Here is a 15,159-nt window from a genome sequence, read left to right on the forward strand (position 1 = left end):
TTATTGACCCAGTTGATGAGCGGTTAGAATTGCAGAGTAGACATTTTCTGCCGTCACTGGGAATGGCATATTGTGGATGGTCTCTCCCTCGGCCGTTGAAGCTTCGGCGACCTCGCGCAACTTATCGTGATTAAGCTCTTTAACGCCCATATCAAATAAGTTGGTTGGTAGACCTACAGATCGGCAGAAGGCGAGAACCGTATTAATCTCTTCCATCGCTGCGTTTTCTAACACCAATTGAACAAGTGTGCCGAACGCGACTTTCTCACCATGATAAAGATGATGACACTCTTCGAGCTTGGTTAGGCCGTTATGAATAGCGTGAGCGCCTGCTAGGCCACTGCTTTCAAAACCGATACCGCTTAGGTATGTATTGGCTTCAATAATATTTTCTACCGCTTTGGTGCTCACACCATTTTCTACCGCAGCTTTTGCTTTTACACCATCTTCAAGCAAGGTTTCATAACAGAGCTTCGCAAGAGCTTGCGCTGAACGCGTCGCTAAACCACCTGCCATTGTTGCCTTACCAGAGGTCATGTTGGCACGAGCTTCAAAGTAGGTGGAGAGCGCATCGCCCATCCCCGATACCAGTAGGCGAACAGGGGCTTTTGCGATGACAGACGTATCCATGATGACCATGTCTGGGTTTTTAGGGATCATCAAGTATTCCGCAAATTCACCTTCTGGTGTGTATATCACCGCAAGAGCAGAGGTTGGCGCATCAGTCGAGGCAATTGTAGGAACCACCACGACAGGAATTTTGGTGTAAAACGCAACGGCCTTTGCTGTATCTAACGTTTTACCGCCACCAATACCGACAATGACATCATGTTTTTGAGTCGCACAAATGTCCGTGATGCGTTCGATCTCAACGCGCGAACATTCGCCACCAAAAATGTTCATAGTGAGTGGAAGCTTTTCGTCAGCAAAGCTTTGTTTGACGTCATCACCAACCAGGTTAGTCACGAACTCATCGGCAATGACTAACGGACGTTCACCCAATGTTTTCACATAGTGAGCGATAGATGTAAGTACTTGTTCACCTTGGACGTATTTGCTTGGGCTGATAATAATTTTGTCCATAATTCAAACCTTTAACCTTTTTTATGTGTGTTTTTGACTGCAATGAAAATCCATTGTAGCGATAAGGTTTATATTAGGTTTGGTGAGGTAAGTGGTGAAGGATATCTCTGGTTTTGTTCCATGCTTTTATGACCTCTGTGTCAAACCGACTGTCAGAAGTAATAAGCATCACCATGCTTTATGGCGCCGATCACTATTCAAGCCAATTCGTCGTTTTTCGTTTCATATTGAAACAAAAATGCCGAAGTTGTTGTTTCAATATGAAACGGATTGATTTTTGTTGAGCACGTTTTTTCTCTGTTTAAGATGAATTCATACCCTACATAAAAATATAAATGGAATGAGATAGAACGATGAAAAAGTTAATTAACCAAGTCGATGATGTTGTATTGCAGCAAATGGAAGGCCTGGCATTGTCCCGCCCTGAGCTAAAAGCTAACTACGAACCTCGTTACATGTGGCATGAGGAAACGCCGGGGCAAGTGGCATTGGTTTCTGGTGGTGGCTGTGGTCATGAACCTTTGCACGCAGGTTTTATTGGTAAAGGCATGCTGACAGGCGCCTGCCCAGGAGAGGTATTTACTTCACCTACGCCTGATCAAATGTACGAATGTGGCAACCAAGTGAATACTGGTGAGGGCGTGCTGTTTATCATTAAAAACTACACTGGCGACGTGTTGAACTTTGAAACTGCCGTGGAGCTCCTTCATACCGATGGCATTAAAGTTGGGTCGGTGTTGGTGGATGACGATGTTGCAGTCAAAGACAGCCTGTATACCGCTGGTCGCCGTGGCGTCGCTGGAACGGTATTGGTTGAGAAGTTAGTTGGTGCTGCCGCGAACAAAGGTTATTCGCTGGAGCAATGTGAAGCACTGGCTCGTCGCGTTAATAATCACTGTCGCTCATTTGGCGTGGCGCTTAATGCTTGTGTTGTGCCAGCGGCGGGTAAACCATCTTTTGTTCTGGAAGATGATGAAGTGGAGTTTGGTGTTGGTATCCATGGTGAACCAGGTATCAAGCGAGTGAAGTACACCGACGTCGATACGTTAGTGGATGAAATGTTTGCTGAAGTTGCTGAAAACACACCTTATCAGCGCACTTTGCGTATTTGGAATCGTGACGAAGGTGAATGGGATGAAGTGGAATCCAGCATTGAGCCTTTCGCCTCTGAACACGACTACATTGTGATGGTGAATGGTATGGGCGGTACGCCAACTTCAGAGCTTTACGGAGTGTACCGCCGTCTTGCTCATAACTGTGAGCAAGCAGGGTTCCGTATCGTGCGTAATATGGTTGGTAACTTCTGTACATCACTCGATATGGAAGGCGTTTCAATTACGTTGCTGAAGGCAGATAAAGAGATGTTGGAGCTGTTTGATGCTCCTGTCGATACGGCCGCGATCAAGTGGTAACAGGGGGGAGCAAACATGCAAATTGAAAAACAACATATCGTTCACTGGTTAGAGCTATGTGCAAAAACGTATCAAGAGAATCAAGATTTTCTGACCGACCTTGATCGTGATATTGGTGACGCAGACCATGGTCTCAATATGAACCGAGGCTTTAAAAAAGTCGCGGAAAAACTGCCGCAATTTGCGGACCAAAATATCGGCAGCATTCTCAAGAATACGGGCATGACCTTGCTTTCTAGTGTCGGTGGGGCAAGTGGCCCGCTGTATGGCACGCTGTTTATTCGCACGGCTGCCGCTGTCGGAACTCGAGAGCAACTAACGTTTGAAGAGTTGGTTGATGCACTAAAAAGCGGTGTGGATGGCGTGGTGTCTCGTGGTAAAGCGGAACTGGGTGATAAAACCATGTGTGATGTTTGGTTACCCGTTTTAGTTAGCGTGAAGGCGTCGTTAGAAAATGGCATGAGCGCTGACCATTTATTGAATGAAATGGTTGAGCTAGCAGAAACGAACGCGGTTTCCACGATTGAAATGTTGGCGAAAAAAGGGCGAGCAAGCTATTTAGGTGAACGTAGTATTGGTCACCAAGACCCCGGCGCAACCTCTTCTTTGTTAATGATTAAAGCACTACAGCAGGCAATAGCAGGTAATTAAGATGGTGGGAATTGTAGTTGTATCTCATAGTCGTCGCCTTGCAGAAGGGGTGGCCGAACTTGCCACCCAAATGACGCAAGGCAAAGCCAAGCTTGCGATTGCGGCTGGGATTGATGATCCAGAGAACCCGATCGGAACCGATGCCATAGCCGTGATGGAAGCGATTGAGCAGGTACATGATCAACAAGGGGTTGTTGTGTTGATGGATCTTGGCAGCGCCTTGCTTAGCACGGAAATGGCTCTGGATCTGATTGATGATCATGTGAGGGAAAATGTCACCCTTATCTCGGCCCCCATTGTTGAAGGGACCATGGCGGCGTCGGTGGCTGCTGCTGCCGGGCTACCTTTATCGACGGTAGTCGAAGAGGCACAGAATGCGTTAAGCGTAAAACGGGAGCACCTTGGTGATCAGCCACTAACATCCGCTGAGATAGCGCCAGTATCAGAGAACTTTGAGCAAGAACGGACATTTGATTGGGTAGTGCAAAATCCGCATGGATTACATGCTCGTCCCGCTGCGGCCATTGTTGGTGCACTCGCGCCTTTTGACTGCCAATTATGGTTGAAAAAAGGCGAGCGCCGTGTAAACGCGAAAAGCTTAAACAGCATTGCGAAACTTGGCGTTCGTAGCCAAGAGACGATCACGCTGTGCGCACTCGGCTCTCAATCCAGTGAAGCAATCAAGGCATTTGAAGCCTTAGCTAGTGAGCACTTCGGAGAAAAAGAGGCGGTTGAGCAAGGCATTATCGAATCTGAAGAGAGCACGGATACTTTGCTCGATGACATGGTCCCTAATCAGATTGAAGGTGCTGTTGTTGGTATTCGAGTCAATGACGGTATCGCTACTGCTCCAGTTGTCCTTTTTACTCATAAAATGCCAGCTGTGCCTGAACGTGATTTCCAAAGTGAACAAGATGAAATTGAACGGGTTAAGCATGCGATAGGCGTGGTTGTTCAACATTTGCAGGAGCAAGCGAAGCAGCCGAAAGGGGAAATATTTTCTGCTCATAGCATGATGCTCAGTGACCCAGAATTATGGGCATCGGTCGAGTCGCGAATTCAAACGGGCATGATAGCCGAGCAAGCTTGGATAGAATCACTGCAAACGTTAGCCGACGAGTTTCGCCAGGCTGAAAGCCAGTACATGCGGGAACGCGAAGCTGATGTGCATGATATCGCACGCCAGGTTATGGTTGAAATGACAGGTGTAACGCCTAATGCCATCGACATTCAGGAACCGAGTATTTTGTTGGCCCGCGACCTGATGCCTTCTGATGTGGCCGGGCTTAATAAATCGAAAGTGCTTGGTATCTGTTTGAGTGAAGGAGGGAAAACCTCTCACAGTGCGATTCTTGCTCGTGCGATGGGGATTCCTGCCATCGTTAAAGCTCAGGGCTGTCTTGATGCTGTGCGTGCTGGTCAGGTGGTGACTATTGATGGCTTCCGAGGGCATTTATGGTTCTCTCCTTCAGATGTCGTACAGCAGGAATTAGAAGCTCAGCAAATTGAGTGGCAAAACTCCCGACAAAGTTCGCTAGCGAGTGCTCAGCAAGCCGCAGTCACCTGTGATGGCGTCCATATTCCAGTATTCGCCAATATTGGCGGACCAAAGGATATTGATGATGCGCTAACATCGGGGGCTGAGGGCGTTGGTCTATTTCGGACTGAGTTTCTATTTCAAAACAGTGATGAATTGCCAACTGAGGAAGCGCAATATCAAGTGTATCGTGATATTGCCGCCGCACTTGGTGATAAGCCACTTACGATTCGTAGTCTAGACGTTGGCGGTGATAAGCCTTTAGCCGCTTACCCTATGCCATCGGAAGATAATCCATTTTTAGGTTTGAGAGGGGTGCGGTTGTGCCTTCAACATGAGTCATTGTTTACCGCCCAACTTCGAGCCATTCTGAGAGCTTTTCACGAGCAACCGAATATTCAATTGATGATACCGATGGTGGCTCAGGTTGAAGAAGTGAGAAAAGTAAAAGCGCTGTTGGCACATCAAGCAACCCAACTCGGCTTGGATGCGACTCATTTGCCTGTTGGTATTATGATTGAGGTACCCGCCGCGGTATTAAATGCAGATGCGTTAGCACAAGAAGTCGACTTTTTCTCTATTGGCACCAATGATTTGACTCAATATGTTATGGCTGCCGATCGAGGCAACGCCGCCGTTGCTGAGTTAGTGAACTACTTTGAACCATCGGTACTAAAAGCCATTGAACTCACGTGTGCAGCAGGCGATCGCGCGGGCATACCGGTCAGTATGTGCGGTGAGATGGCTGGCGATCCAAATGCTACAGAAACATTGCTTCGCGTGGGGTTACGAAAATTCAGCGCCAGTTCTAGTCTGCTACCGGGACTAAAAGCGCAGATTCGTCAGTTGTCTATTGATGTTTAATCGATACCTTATCGTTAGTACATCTATACCGGCGTGCTTACGCCGGTTTTACTTTTGTTATAGGAACGCCACTTCACGGCTTAATACAGCTTCATTTGCTCCTGCAGCCCAAACTTATTAATTTTTCTCCATAGGGTCGTGCGGCCAATTTGCAATGCTTTCGCCATATCATGCATCTTTCCATCACACTGATTCCAAGCCTGAACAATCGCTCTTCTCTCAGCTTCTTCTAGCGTGATTACCGGCGTATTCTCTGCGGTATGGCGAGAATTCAGTTTAATGTCTTCTGGAATATCGTTCAGCTTAATTAAGTTCGAACTGCGGTTAAGCAAAATTCGCTCAGTTCGGTTTCTTAATTCGGAGTTATTGCCTGACCAACGAAAATTCATCAACGCTTCCAGTGCGACTGGCTCTATCGAGATCGTCACATTGTGGCGGCGCTCATAATGGCTGATAAGCTGCTGGACGAGAAATTCAATATCTTCTTTGCGCTTTCTTAGTGGTGGAATATGCAGCTCGTTCGAGGAGATTTCATAATAAAGTTGCCGACCAAATGAGCGCTGAGTGACATACTCGCTGATCTCTGAAGAGGTGCTGGTAATAAGTTGAAAGTCTACGGGGATCAATCGCAAACTGTCGCTGCGGCTGACGAGCCCAGTTTTTAACAACTTAAGTAGCACGGCTTGTAAATCGGGCGACAGATATTCCACCTTTTCCAAAAAGAGCGTACCGCCATGGGCGAGTTCAAACTTAGAGGGCATGCCTTGTCCCTCGTCGTATCCCAGGGTTTCTTTGACCAGTTGTTCTGTATTGATGGAGCGACAGTTGAGCGTAATGAACGGCCCTTCTTTGTAGGTACTTTCGTTATGAATCGCCATGGCGAGAGTGGCTTTTCCTACACCTTCTTCACCTGTAATTAGAATTGGTGATTTGGACTTTATGGCCCGTTTTGCCACGGTAATGACATGCTTCATTTTTCGTGAAATAACAGGCAAAGTGCTGAATGTATAGCGCGCACTGCCACCTATTTGTTGTTGAGCAAGTTCGCGAATTTTATCGATGGGATGCAAAAATAATAAGTGTGTGCCGTCGTTGAGTGGACGCAAGGTAATGATCGCTTCAACAAACTCGCCACGAACCTCTACCGTTGTGAGTTTTCGGTTGATGCTTGCACCCGACTCAAGACTATTGAGGACATTTGGCGGGAAACGTAAAACAGAAAAGACTTCTTTATCCAAAACCTGACTGGCTTCAATGTTTAACAAACGCTCTGATTGATGATTTACCATGGTGATACGGCTTTCTTCATCCCAGGCCAGAAGGCCGTCATCCATGCATTCTAGTGTTGCGTTGTGAGCACAAGTGAGGCGGTTAATGTTTTCTTGTTCCGACTGAATATGGATTTGCAAACTGACTTCTTTCGCGCTCGACGCGATGATGACTAAGTTTTCTTTCTTATAGGTCTCTGCTTTTTTGAGAAGGCATGTTGTGCCGCGTAACTTGCCAAATTGGTCGAAAACAGGCGCTGCTACAGAGGCATAAGAATGTAAGTGGCGATTGAAATGTTCTGCTGCGAAAACTTCACTCGGGATATGAGTACTAATACAGAGATTGACCGCATTTGTGCCAATTTTTCCTTCAGATAGAAAACAGCCTTGTTTAATGCCGAGCGCCTGCATCTCTTGCTGCATAGAGTGATGTCCCACAACGGAAAGAACGCAGCCGTTGCCGTCAGTCACCATCAATAGCAGGTCTTCGTCCCCTAGCATGTCGTAAGTGTCTTCAAGTACGGTCGTGGCGCATTCGATGAGGTGCTCGTTGCGTTTCATCAGAGATGAGAAGGTAAAGCCAGAGGCAATATGTGGCTTTGACCAGGTGTAAGGACTGCATTGCTTTATGCAACGCTCCCACGACTCAAGTACGGGTGTGCGGGAAAATTCTGGAGATACCCAATGGTGTTTCTGGAAAAACTCCCATTTGGTTTTAGTGTCTTCGATTGAAAGCATGCCATACCGTTTCAATACCAGCGATAGATTGGTCTGATATTACAGAGACATACGAATATGGACTGTGATGGCTTTCACGCACGTCATACAGAAAGGATACGCAAAGAAAAGAGGCTAGTAGAGAAGGCGTTCCTTGCCGGAGGTTGGGTTAAAAAGGGCTGTCTTTGCCCAGTTCGTTACAAATCTCGACAATCGCGAGTGACAGGCCGGACTTAATGATTTGTTGTTGGCGCAGAAGTTGGAGTTGATAAAACTCAAGGTCGATGTCGTCATCAGGTTCGTTGACTTCTAATTGCACCATGCCCATTTTCTTCACCAGATGCAGTTTTTTGATCGGTTCTAGGATATTCGGGTCAGTGAACTCGTAGTCCGATGCATCGCTGTTCAGTTGGTTTTTCAGCTTAATGATGTCTTCAATATCATGATAAATATCGTCTGGGAGGACGCCTAAGCCAAATAGGAGTTTCAAACGAACGGAGAGATCGCCCAGCGGTCCGGAGTCTTGCAGTAGGGGACCAACAACCGATTGCACGGCGAAGTTATCTTTACGAAAGATCCTTTGTATTAGCCCGTCGATGGAATCGTTGAACACATCGACTGCTGCAATAAAAAAGCCTCGTACCGATGGCGCGCTGTTTAATCGTTCAATGATCTCGGTTTCGTTGATGTTATCTGCCATATACTGAGTAACTGTTTAAAATTATATTTATGGGGAGCAGAGCTCCCCTTGATTCGATTAAAGCTGGTGGTAAATCACTTCGATTTGAGCCACTTCAACACTGTCTTCAGCCAGGCCAGTGTACGTTGCTAGCGTTTTCTTTACGCCCACGGCTTTTAATGAGGTTTGTAGTTCCACCGCTTGTGGGTCGGTGTCGTTAGTGTACTTCAACGCAGCAGCAATGCCTTTCAAAAGTGTTTGATTTTCAGTGCCATACTCAATTGTACCGAGTAACGGCTTCACTAATCTATCATTTGCACCCAATTTACGAATTGGTTGTCGTCCAACGCGATCCAATTCATCCACTAAATATGGGTTGGCAAAGCGTCCTAGGATCTTTTCGATGTAAGCGTTGTGCATGTCGCGATCAAAACCGTAGCGCTTGATCAGTACTTCTCCGCTTTCGTGCATTGCTTGTTTTACTTCAGCATGAATGCTTGGGTCTTCAATTGCTTCACGAATGGTACGGTGCCCTTTCAAACAACCTAAATAAGCGGTAATGCAGTGACCTGTGTTTAGGGTGAACAGCTTACGTTCTACGAATGCCATTAGGTTGTTGGTTTTTTCCATGCCAGCAATGTTTGGGATATCGCCCTTAAACTGTTGCTCATCGACAATCCATTCACTAAAGCTTTCTACCGTGACTTCTAGTGGATCATCGTTGGCGGCTTCTGCTGGTGGCACGATGCGGTCTACCGCTGAATCAACAAAGCCAACCAACTCGTCTGCCTTTGTGTGCAGTGATTCATCCAAGTGCTTGTACACCTCACCTTTTAGGTGTGTGGTACCACGCACCATATTTTCACAGGCGATGATGTTAAGTGGCGCGTCATTGCCAGCTTCAAAACGTTTGGCGATGCCTTTCGCGATGGTTTTCGCGATGATATCTAATACGTTTGGACCGACCGCAGTGGTAACTAAATCGGTTTTGACGATGCGATCAATCACGTCATCACTGGCTGAGTTTACCGCTGTGACGTGGGTAACAGTGTCGATTTGGCACTCGGTGCCCACGACTTTCACTTTGTATTCTTGTTTGTGGCTGAGCTGGTCTACCAACGGCGCATCAACGTCAGCGAAAGTGACCTCGACTTCTGCGTCTGCTAAGAGTTTACCGATGAAACCACGACCGATGTTACCTGCACCAAAATGAACTGCGTTTTTCATAATTCTTACCTACCAATATCTGAAAATGTTGACTTACGAAACTAGGGTGAGGCCAACCGCATAGGGGGTGACAGCTGACCTCATTTGCCTCAGGAGCAAATTAAAGGAGTAATTAAGCCGCTTGTTGACCGCCAAGGATGTTCAGAATCTCTTCCACATCGTTGGTGCTGGTTAGCTTCTCAATTGCTTCCGGCTCATCGAGCGCGTTCGTAATGGTGGTGATCACCTGGATGTGCTCATCGTTCTTAGCGGCAATGCCGATAACCAGTTTCGCGACATCGTCGTCATCTTCAGTAAATTGGATACCCGATGGGTATTGGCAGATTACAATGCCTGTTTTCTTCACGCGGTCTTTCGCTTCTACGGTGCCATGAGGAACCGCGATAGACTCGCCAAGGTAAGTTGGAACCAACGCTTCACGCTCAAACATCGCGTCTACGTATTCTGGTTCTGCGTAGCCAAGTTCAACCAATTTGTTGCCTGCAAAGCGAATGGCTTCTTCTTTGTTGGCTGCTTTCAAACCTAGGTGAATGTTCTCACGCTGGATTTGGAAAACCGATGGCTGCTGTGGCTCAAAGCAGTCGTCGTTCGCCGCCATGACTGACACTTTCACCATTTGGTCGTCATTGGCTGCGGATTGGTTTTGTGCTGCCAGTAACTTGGTGACTAGCTGGTTATACATTTCGCTGTCTAGGAAGTTCGTCAATGAAATGTGGTGTGCGTTTGGAGCATGCTTACGTGCACGATCCGTTAAGTCTTTATGAGTAATCACGATATCTGCACTCTCTGGTAAGCTGTTAATAGCAAGGTTGGTTACGTGGATGTTCAGACCTGCGTCTTTAACCTTTTTGCGTAGCATGCTCGCGCCCATTGCACTCGAGCCCATGCCCGCATCACAAGCGACAATGATGCTTTGTACTGTCGCTAGGTCTACGTCACCTTTGCTTTGGTTGTTTACCACCGCATCGTTTTTAGATGCAGATTTCATGTCTTTCATTTGTGATGTTGCTTTTTCTAGTGCTGCTTCATCACCGTCTTCTTCCGTTGACGTTTGTGTCTTCATTAGCAGTGCTGCTACGGCGAATGACACGCCTGTTGCTGCTGCGATAGACGCTAGAACACCAACGATTGAACCTTTCTGAGTCATCAACAAGATTGCGAAGATCGAGCCTGGTGATGCTGGAGAAACGATACCTGCGTTAAACATAGTTAGAACGAATACGCCAGTCATACCGCCTGCGATAGCCGCAAGGATTAGGCGAGGGTTCATTAGGATGTATGGGAAGTAAATCTCGTGGATACCGCCGAAGAAGTGGATGATGGATGCACCACCTGCCGTTTGACGAGCCGTACCTTTACCAAACACCATGTAAGCCAGCAGGATACCTAGGCCAGGACCTGGGTTTGCTTCGATTAGGAAGAAGATCGATTGACCAGTCTCTGACGCTTGCTGAATACCCAGTGGAGAGAAGATGCCGTGGTTGATCGCGTTGTTTAGGAATAGGATCTTCGCTGGCTCAACAAAAATAGAAGTCAGTGGCAGAAGGTGCGCTGAAACAAGGAAGTTTACGCCTGCTGCCAATGCGCCTGAAAGCACTTTGACAAATGGACCGATAAGGAAGAAAGCCAAAATGGCGCACAGCATACCAATGATGCCCGCAGAGAAGTTGTTCACCAACATCTCGAAGCCGCTTTTTACTTTACCGTCGATGTAGTTATCGAATTTTTTGATTGCCCAGCCGCCCATTGGGCCGACCATCATTGCACCCATAAACATTGGGATGTCGGTACCGACAATCACACCCATGGTAGTGATTGCACCAACGACCGCGCCGCGATCGCCGCCCACTAATTTACCACCGGTGTAACCGATCAGTAGTGGCAGCAAGTAAGTGATCATAGGACCAACCATGGAAGCTAACGTCTCATTTGGTAGCCATCCGGTTGGGATAAATAGAGCAGTGATAAAGCCCCACGCGATAAACGCGCCGATGTTAGGCATTACCATGTTTGACAGAAAACGACCAAAATTTTGTATCTTGATCTTGGCATCTGGTGATATCATAACAATTCCCCGTTCGATGTTCTGATGAATATGTTGTCGTAAACGGTTCGCCAAAACCGCTTGTTTGATTGCTTAGTACCCAATCAATTTACCACACATTTTCCAATTGGAACTGACGACGGGTTTTTCGTGATCAACCCCCGCATTTCTTCGGATGAAAAGCATTTTTTAAGTGATGATGATCAATTAATTGATATGTAACTTAATAACAAAAAATGACTTTCAAATCTGTCAATAAAAATATTAGTGATCAATTCGATCTTCTGACAAATATAAAATCAAAATTCATTGTGATTAAGATCACCTTTAATTTCTTTTTCAATTCAAATTAAATACTCGAGATGATCAGTGTCACATTTTGTTTGACGTCAGGTTTGATTGAAAATGTGATCTATGACCATTTTGAGGTTTTGTGAAAGTTTATAACGTGAACGTTTGTGCGATGTTGGCGTTTTGTGGATTAAAGCTTGAGATGACAGGCCTTTTTGCGATGAGTTTAACTAAACACTTTGTTTTTAATGTCTTATGGGTAAATAACGCATCACGCTGCTCGCGTTGTGTTGTTTAGAGCGATTTTGAGCAGCGCGATACCTCCGACGACGGTTAATGGTTCAGAGCTAAATACTCGCGCGCGTTTCCACTGCCCATGTAACGTGCAAGCGTTTTCTCAGGCACATCGCGTAAATCCACCATAATCAATCCATCCAGTGCGTTGTTAAACGCCGGATCGACGTTAAAACACACCAACTTACCATTCAAACTCAAATATTGGCGCAGTAATACCGGGACGCCTTTGCCTTCGTCAATTCGAGCGATCACGCGAGATAGCAACTGTAAATCTCCCAATGCGGTTAGCATGCTGGTATTCCAGTTTAAGTTGGTTTCTGGCAGTGGGTTTGACGGAGTGACGTATTCGGCGCAGTCGTTGTCGTAGTGGTGTAGGGTCATCGATTGTGCCAGCAACTGACGCGCGGTATGGCTGTAATCGTTGCTGATGCTCACTGGGCCAAATAAGTGCGTGTATTCGGGATGTTGATGGACAAAAGTCGCTATGCCTTTCCAGAGTAAGAGTAGGGCACTCATGCTTTTTTGATATTGCTCGGCAATCACAGAACGACCCATTTCAATCGACTTACCCATTTGATCGAGAAAGCGTTGGTCATAGTTGAACAATGTGCGCGAATACAATCCTTCTACGCCATATTTCGCCAATAATTGATCAACTAATCCAAGACGGTAAGCACCTACCATGCATTGGTTCTCACGATCCCACACAAATAGGTGCAGGTAATCATGATCGAAATGGTCAATGTCTATTGCTAGTCCCGTTCCTTCGCCAACCTGTCGGAAATTTAGCTCACGTAGGCGACCAATTTCATGCAGTAGGGAAGGGATACTCTGCGATTCCGTGCAGTAAACATCGAACTCACCACTTGTTAGTAGCTTGGACTCTTTTGGTAAGCTGTGCAGCTCTTCAAGCAATTGGCTTATGGGTAACCCTGCTGCAATAGGTAAGAGATCATTGTCTGAGACCGTTTGCTGAGTGGCACTTACATCGCGGTTAAGCAGGTAGGTGTTAAGCCTCAGATAATTGACGATCTGATCATCGTTGAGGTTATTGAGTTCTTTAAACTTGATTGCTTGCCCAAAGGACAATTCAATGGTTTTTGCGCTCTTGTTGAGCAGCTCTCTTCCCAACATCAAGGTGCGTAAAAGAGGGTGGATTTTACCTGCCATGTAGAAGCGTTTTGAGTTCTGCCCACGAATGAAGACGGGAACAGTGGCGGCTTTGTTCTTACGAATTAACGCACTGACACTGCGGCTCCATTCTTTGTCTTCTAAACGCTGTTGTTTGGCATCCACTAACTGCGACACTTCACCCGCAGGGAAAACCAATAACAAGCCGCCATTCGCAAGGTGTTTGTTGGCTGCTCTGAGGGCCTTCATATTCGATTTGACGGCGTCTTTGCCTTCGAATACGTCGACACCAATAAAAAGTTGGTCGAGCTCTGGTACGGTTTTTAGGTACTGATTCGCTAAAATTTGGATATCGTCTCGTATCATCAATAGTAGCTCGGCGAGAATCACGCCTTCAACACAACCGAGAGGGTGATTCGCCACAATGACGGTTGCGCCTTGCTTTGGCACTGCGTCGAGCGAACCATGGGCAATGCGATAGTCGATCCCCAAAATATCCAGCGTAAATCGCAAGAAAGTTTTGGTATCCGCATTCACGGGGCGTTGGGCGTAGAATTTATCGAGCTGACTTAAACCTGTTGCCCATTCTGCAACGTTTTCACCAATGCCAAACGGCGTTTTACGAGGGAGACGAAAAGGGGTCGAACTATCCATATTTACCTCAGCGTACAAGTGGCTGATCGGATAGTAGAAATTACAGATGACAGTTCAGAGGCAAATCCATGAGCCTTTGGTGACAAACTGGTGAAGCTTTGTTGACCAAAGGCGAGGGGATAGGGACGTATTAGCGTTACGTTTTGTCGCCAGCAAACATCAGGATACTCAGAGAGTTGAGCGTTTCACCGAGACTTTCTAGTGAGCTCAAGACCTGTTTGGTCGGCTCATTGTCTAGCAGAATGCGACCATCAAAGCGTTTCCCTTCGCATTGATCTTCATCGCACATACCCGCTTGGGGTTCTTGTGTTGAGTTGTCATCCATTACTAAGTCGTCAGTACTCAAACAAGCCGTTGAGACAAATAATCCGCTCAGAACTACCAGCCATTTTATTTTCAACATAATCTTAAAACTCACAATAAAACACCGTTCAATTGTAATTTATTCTATTCACCATTTCGAACGATATGACAAAAACTTGGCTTTAGGTCGCCATTTTCTGGCCATAGTTGAGCTATGTTATCGATACGACGAATTGTTACTTTTGGCGAAATTAGGAGGATGAATGGAGAAGATTTCCAATAAAGCGTCAATATGGCTCGGGCTGTGTCTGATAATTGGTTTAGGAGTATTGGGCTTTTTTATTCAGCAAACGGCAGTCAAATACAAAGCCTATGAACGAGTGGTAACGGTAAAGGGATTGTCTGAACGAGAGTACTCTGCCGATACAGTGATCTGGCCAATTCAGTTCACCTTAGCGAGTAATGATATGGGGGCTATGTTTGATGACATCGATCAGCAAACGCGTTTGATTCTGGATTTCTTAAGTGCCAAAGGGCTCCCTGAAACGAGCGTTTCCCTTTCTTCTCCTGCTGTCATTGACCGAAAAGCACAGCAATACGGGAGTGAGCAAGATATCGAGTTTCGTTATTTAGCCTCGCGGACCGTTACGGTTTATAGTCAAAGTGTCGATGTGGTTCGAGCGGCAATTAATGAGATTGGTGAGCTAGGAAAACAAGGCGTACTGCTGAATCAGGACCCGTACGCGAACCGCATTGAGTACAGCTTTACTAAGCTGAATGATGTAAAGCCAGACATGATCGAAGAGGCGACGAAAAACGCCCGCGAAGTGGCGCAAAAGTTTGCGAAAGACTCACAGAGTTCACTGGGTAAGATCAAACGTGCCACGCAAGGGCAGTTCTCGATTTATGACCGAGATAGCAACACGCCTTACATTAAGAAAGTACGAGTGGTCTCAACCGTTCAGTATTACTTATCGGATTAAAATAATAGTCAAAAAGCC

11 protein-coding genes are annotated in these 15,159 nt (G+C 46.4%); 4 read left to right on the forward strand and 7 right to left on the reverse strand.

Going from position 1 to position 15,159, the window contains the following annotated elements; genetic code table 11:
• Window positions 1–1,083, reverse strand: coding sequence for a glycerol dehydrogenase (locus NL645_RS16015; RefSeq protein WP_006742744.1), 1,083 nt, complete (start codon window positions 1,081–1,083; stop codon window positions 1–3).
• A gap of 353 nt (window positions 1,084–1,436) precedes the next feature.
• Here NL645_RS16015 and dhaK point away from each other — a divergent pair, with 353 nt between their 5' ends.
• From dhaK to ptsP, 3 genes are read left to right on the forward strand one after another with little or no spacing between them, the layout of a single operon-like run.
• The gene (gene dhaK, locus NL645_RS16020; protein ID WP_005392233.1) at window positions 1,437–2,495 is read left to right on the forward strand and encodes a dihydroxyacetone kinase subunit DhaK; all 1,059 of its coding nucleotides are present in this window, start codon (window positions 1,437–1,439) and stop codon (window positions 2,493–2,495) included.
• A 15-nt stretch (window positions 2,496–2,510) separates the two neighbouring features.
• The gene (gene dhaL, locus NL645_RS16025) at window positions 2,511–3,146 is read left to right on the forward strand and encodes a dihydroxyacetone kinase subunit DhaL (protein ID WP_253652022.1); all 636 of its coding nucleotides are present in this window, start codon (window positions 2,511–2,513) and stop codon (window positions 3,144–3,146) included.
• 1 nt (window position 3,147) lies between these two features.
• Window positions 3,148–5,547 carry a phosphoenolpyruvate--protein phosphotransferase gene (gene ptsP / locus NL645_RS16030; protein ID WP_253652023.1) on the forward strand — a complete coding sequence of 800 codons (2,400 nt, stop codon included), beginning with the start codon at window positions 3,148–3,150 and terminating at the stop codon, window positions 5,545–5,547.
• An 80-nt stretch (window positions 5,548–5,627) separates the two neighbouring features.
• On the opposite strand, the gene dhaR is transcribed toward ptsP, so the two are convergent.
• The 6 genes from dhaR to NL645_RS16060 all read right to left on the reverse strand — a co-directional run bounded on the left by dhaR (window position 5,628) and on the right by NL645_RS16060 (window position 14,258).
• Window positions 5,628–7,553 (reverse strand): dihydroxyacetone kinase operon transcriptional regulator DhaR, encoded by a 1,926-nt coding sequence (dhaR, locus tag NL645_RS16035; protein WP_225461762.1) that lies wholly within the window; start codon window positions 7,551–7,553, stop codon window positions 5,628–5,630.
• 148 nt (window positions 7,554–7,701) lie between these two features.
• Window positions 7,702–8,232 carry an MltR family transcriptional regulator gene (locus NL645_RS16040; RefSeq protein WP_253652024.1) on the reverse strand — a complete coding sequence of 177 codons (531 nt, stop codon included), beginning with the start codon at window positions 8,230–8,232 and terminating at the stop codon, window positions 7,702–7,704.
• 57 nt (window positions 8,233–8,289) lie between these two features.
• Complete coding sequence (locus NL645_RS16045; protein ID WP_253652025.1) at window positions 8,290–9,438, reverse strand: mannitol-1-phosphate 5-dehydrogenase; 1,149 nt, start codon at window positions 9,436–9,438, stop codon at window positions 8,290–8,292.
• 112 nt (window positions 9,439–9,550) lie between these two features.
• A complete protein-coding gene (locus tag NL645_RS16050; RefSeq protein WP_065769459.1) occupies window positions 9,551–11,503 on the reverse strand; it encodes a PTS mannitol transporter subunit IICBA in 1,953 nt (650 codons plus the stop codon).
• A gap of 603 nt (window positions 11,504–12,106) precedes the next feature.
• Window positions 12,107–13,855 carry a lysophospholipid acyltransferase family protein gene (locus NL645_RS16055; RefSeq protein ID WP_253652026.1) on the reverse strand — a complete coding sequence of 583 codons (1,749 nt, stop codon included), beginning with the start codon at window positions 13,853–13,855 and terminating at the stop codon, window positions 12,107–12,109.
• Window positions 13,856–13,991: 136 nt separating this feature from the next.
• A complete protein-coding gene (locus NL645_RS16060) occupies window positions 13,992–14,258 on the reverse strand; it encodes a hypothetical protein (RefSeq protein ID WP_041852999.1) in 267 nt (88 codons plus the stop codon).
• Between the two features lie 163 nt (window positions 14,259–14,421).
• Here NL645_RS16060 and NL645_RS16065 point away from each other — a divergent pair, with 163 nt between their 5' ends.
• A complete protein-coding gene (locus NL645_RS16065) occupies window positions 14,422–15,141 on the forward strand; it encodes an SIMPL domain-containing protein (protein WP_005392213.1) in 720 nt (239 codons plus the stop codon).
• The last annotated feature ends 18 nt before the right edge of the window (window positions 15,142–15,159 follow it).

The sequence above is a fragment of the Vibrio sp. Y51_MX_L26 genome (assembly GCF_024181935.1).
GTDB classification, from domain to species: Bacteria; Pseudomonadota; Gammaproteobacteria; order Enterobacterales; family Vibrionaceae; genus Vibrio; species Vibrio diabolicus.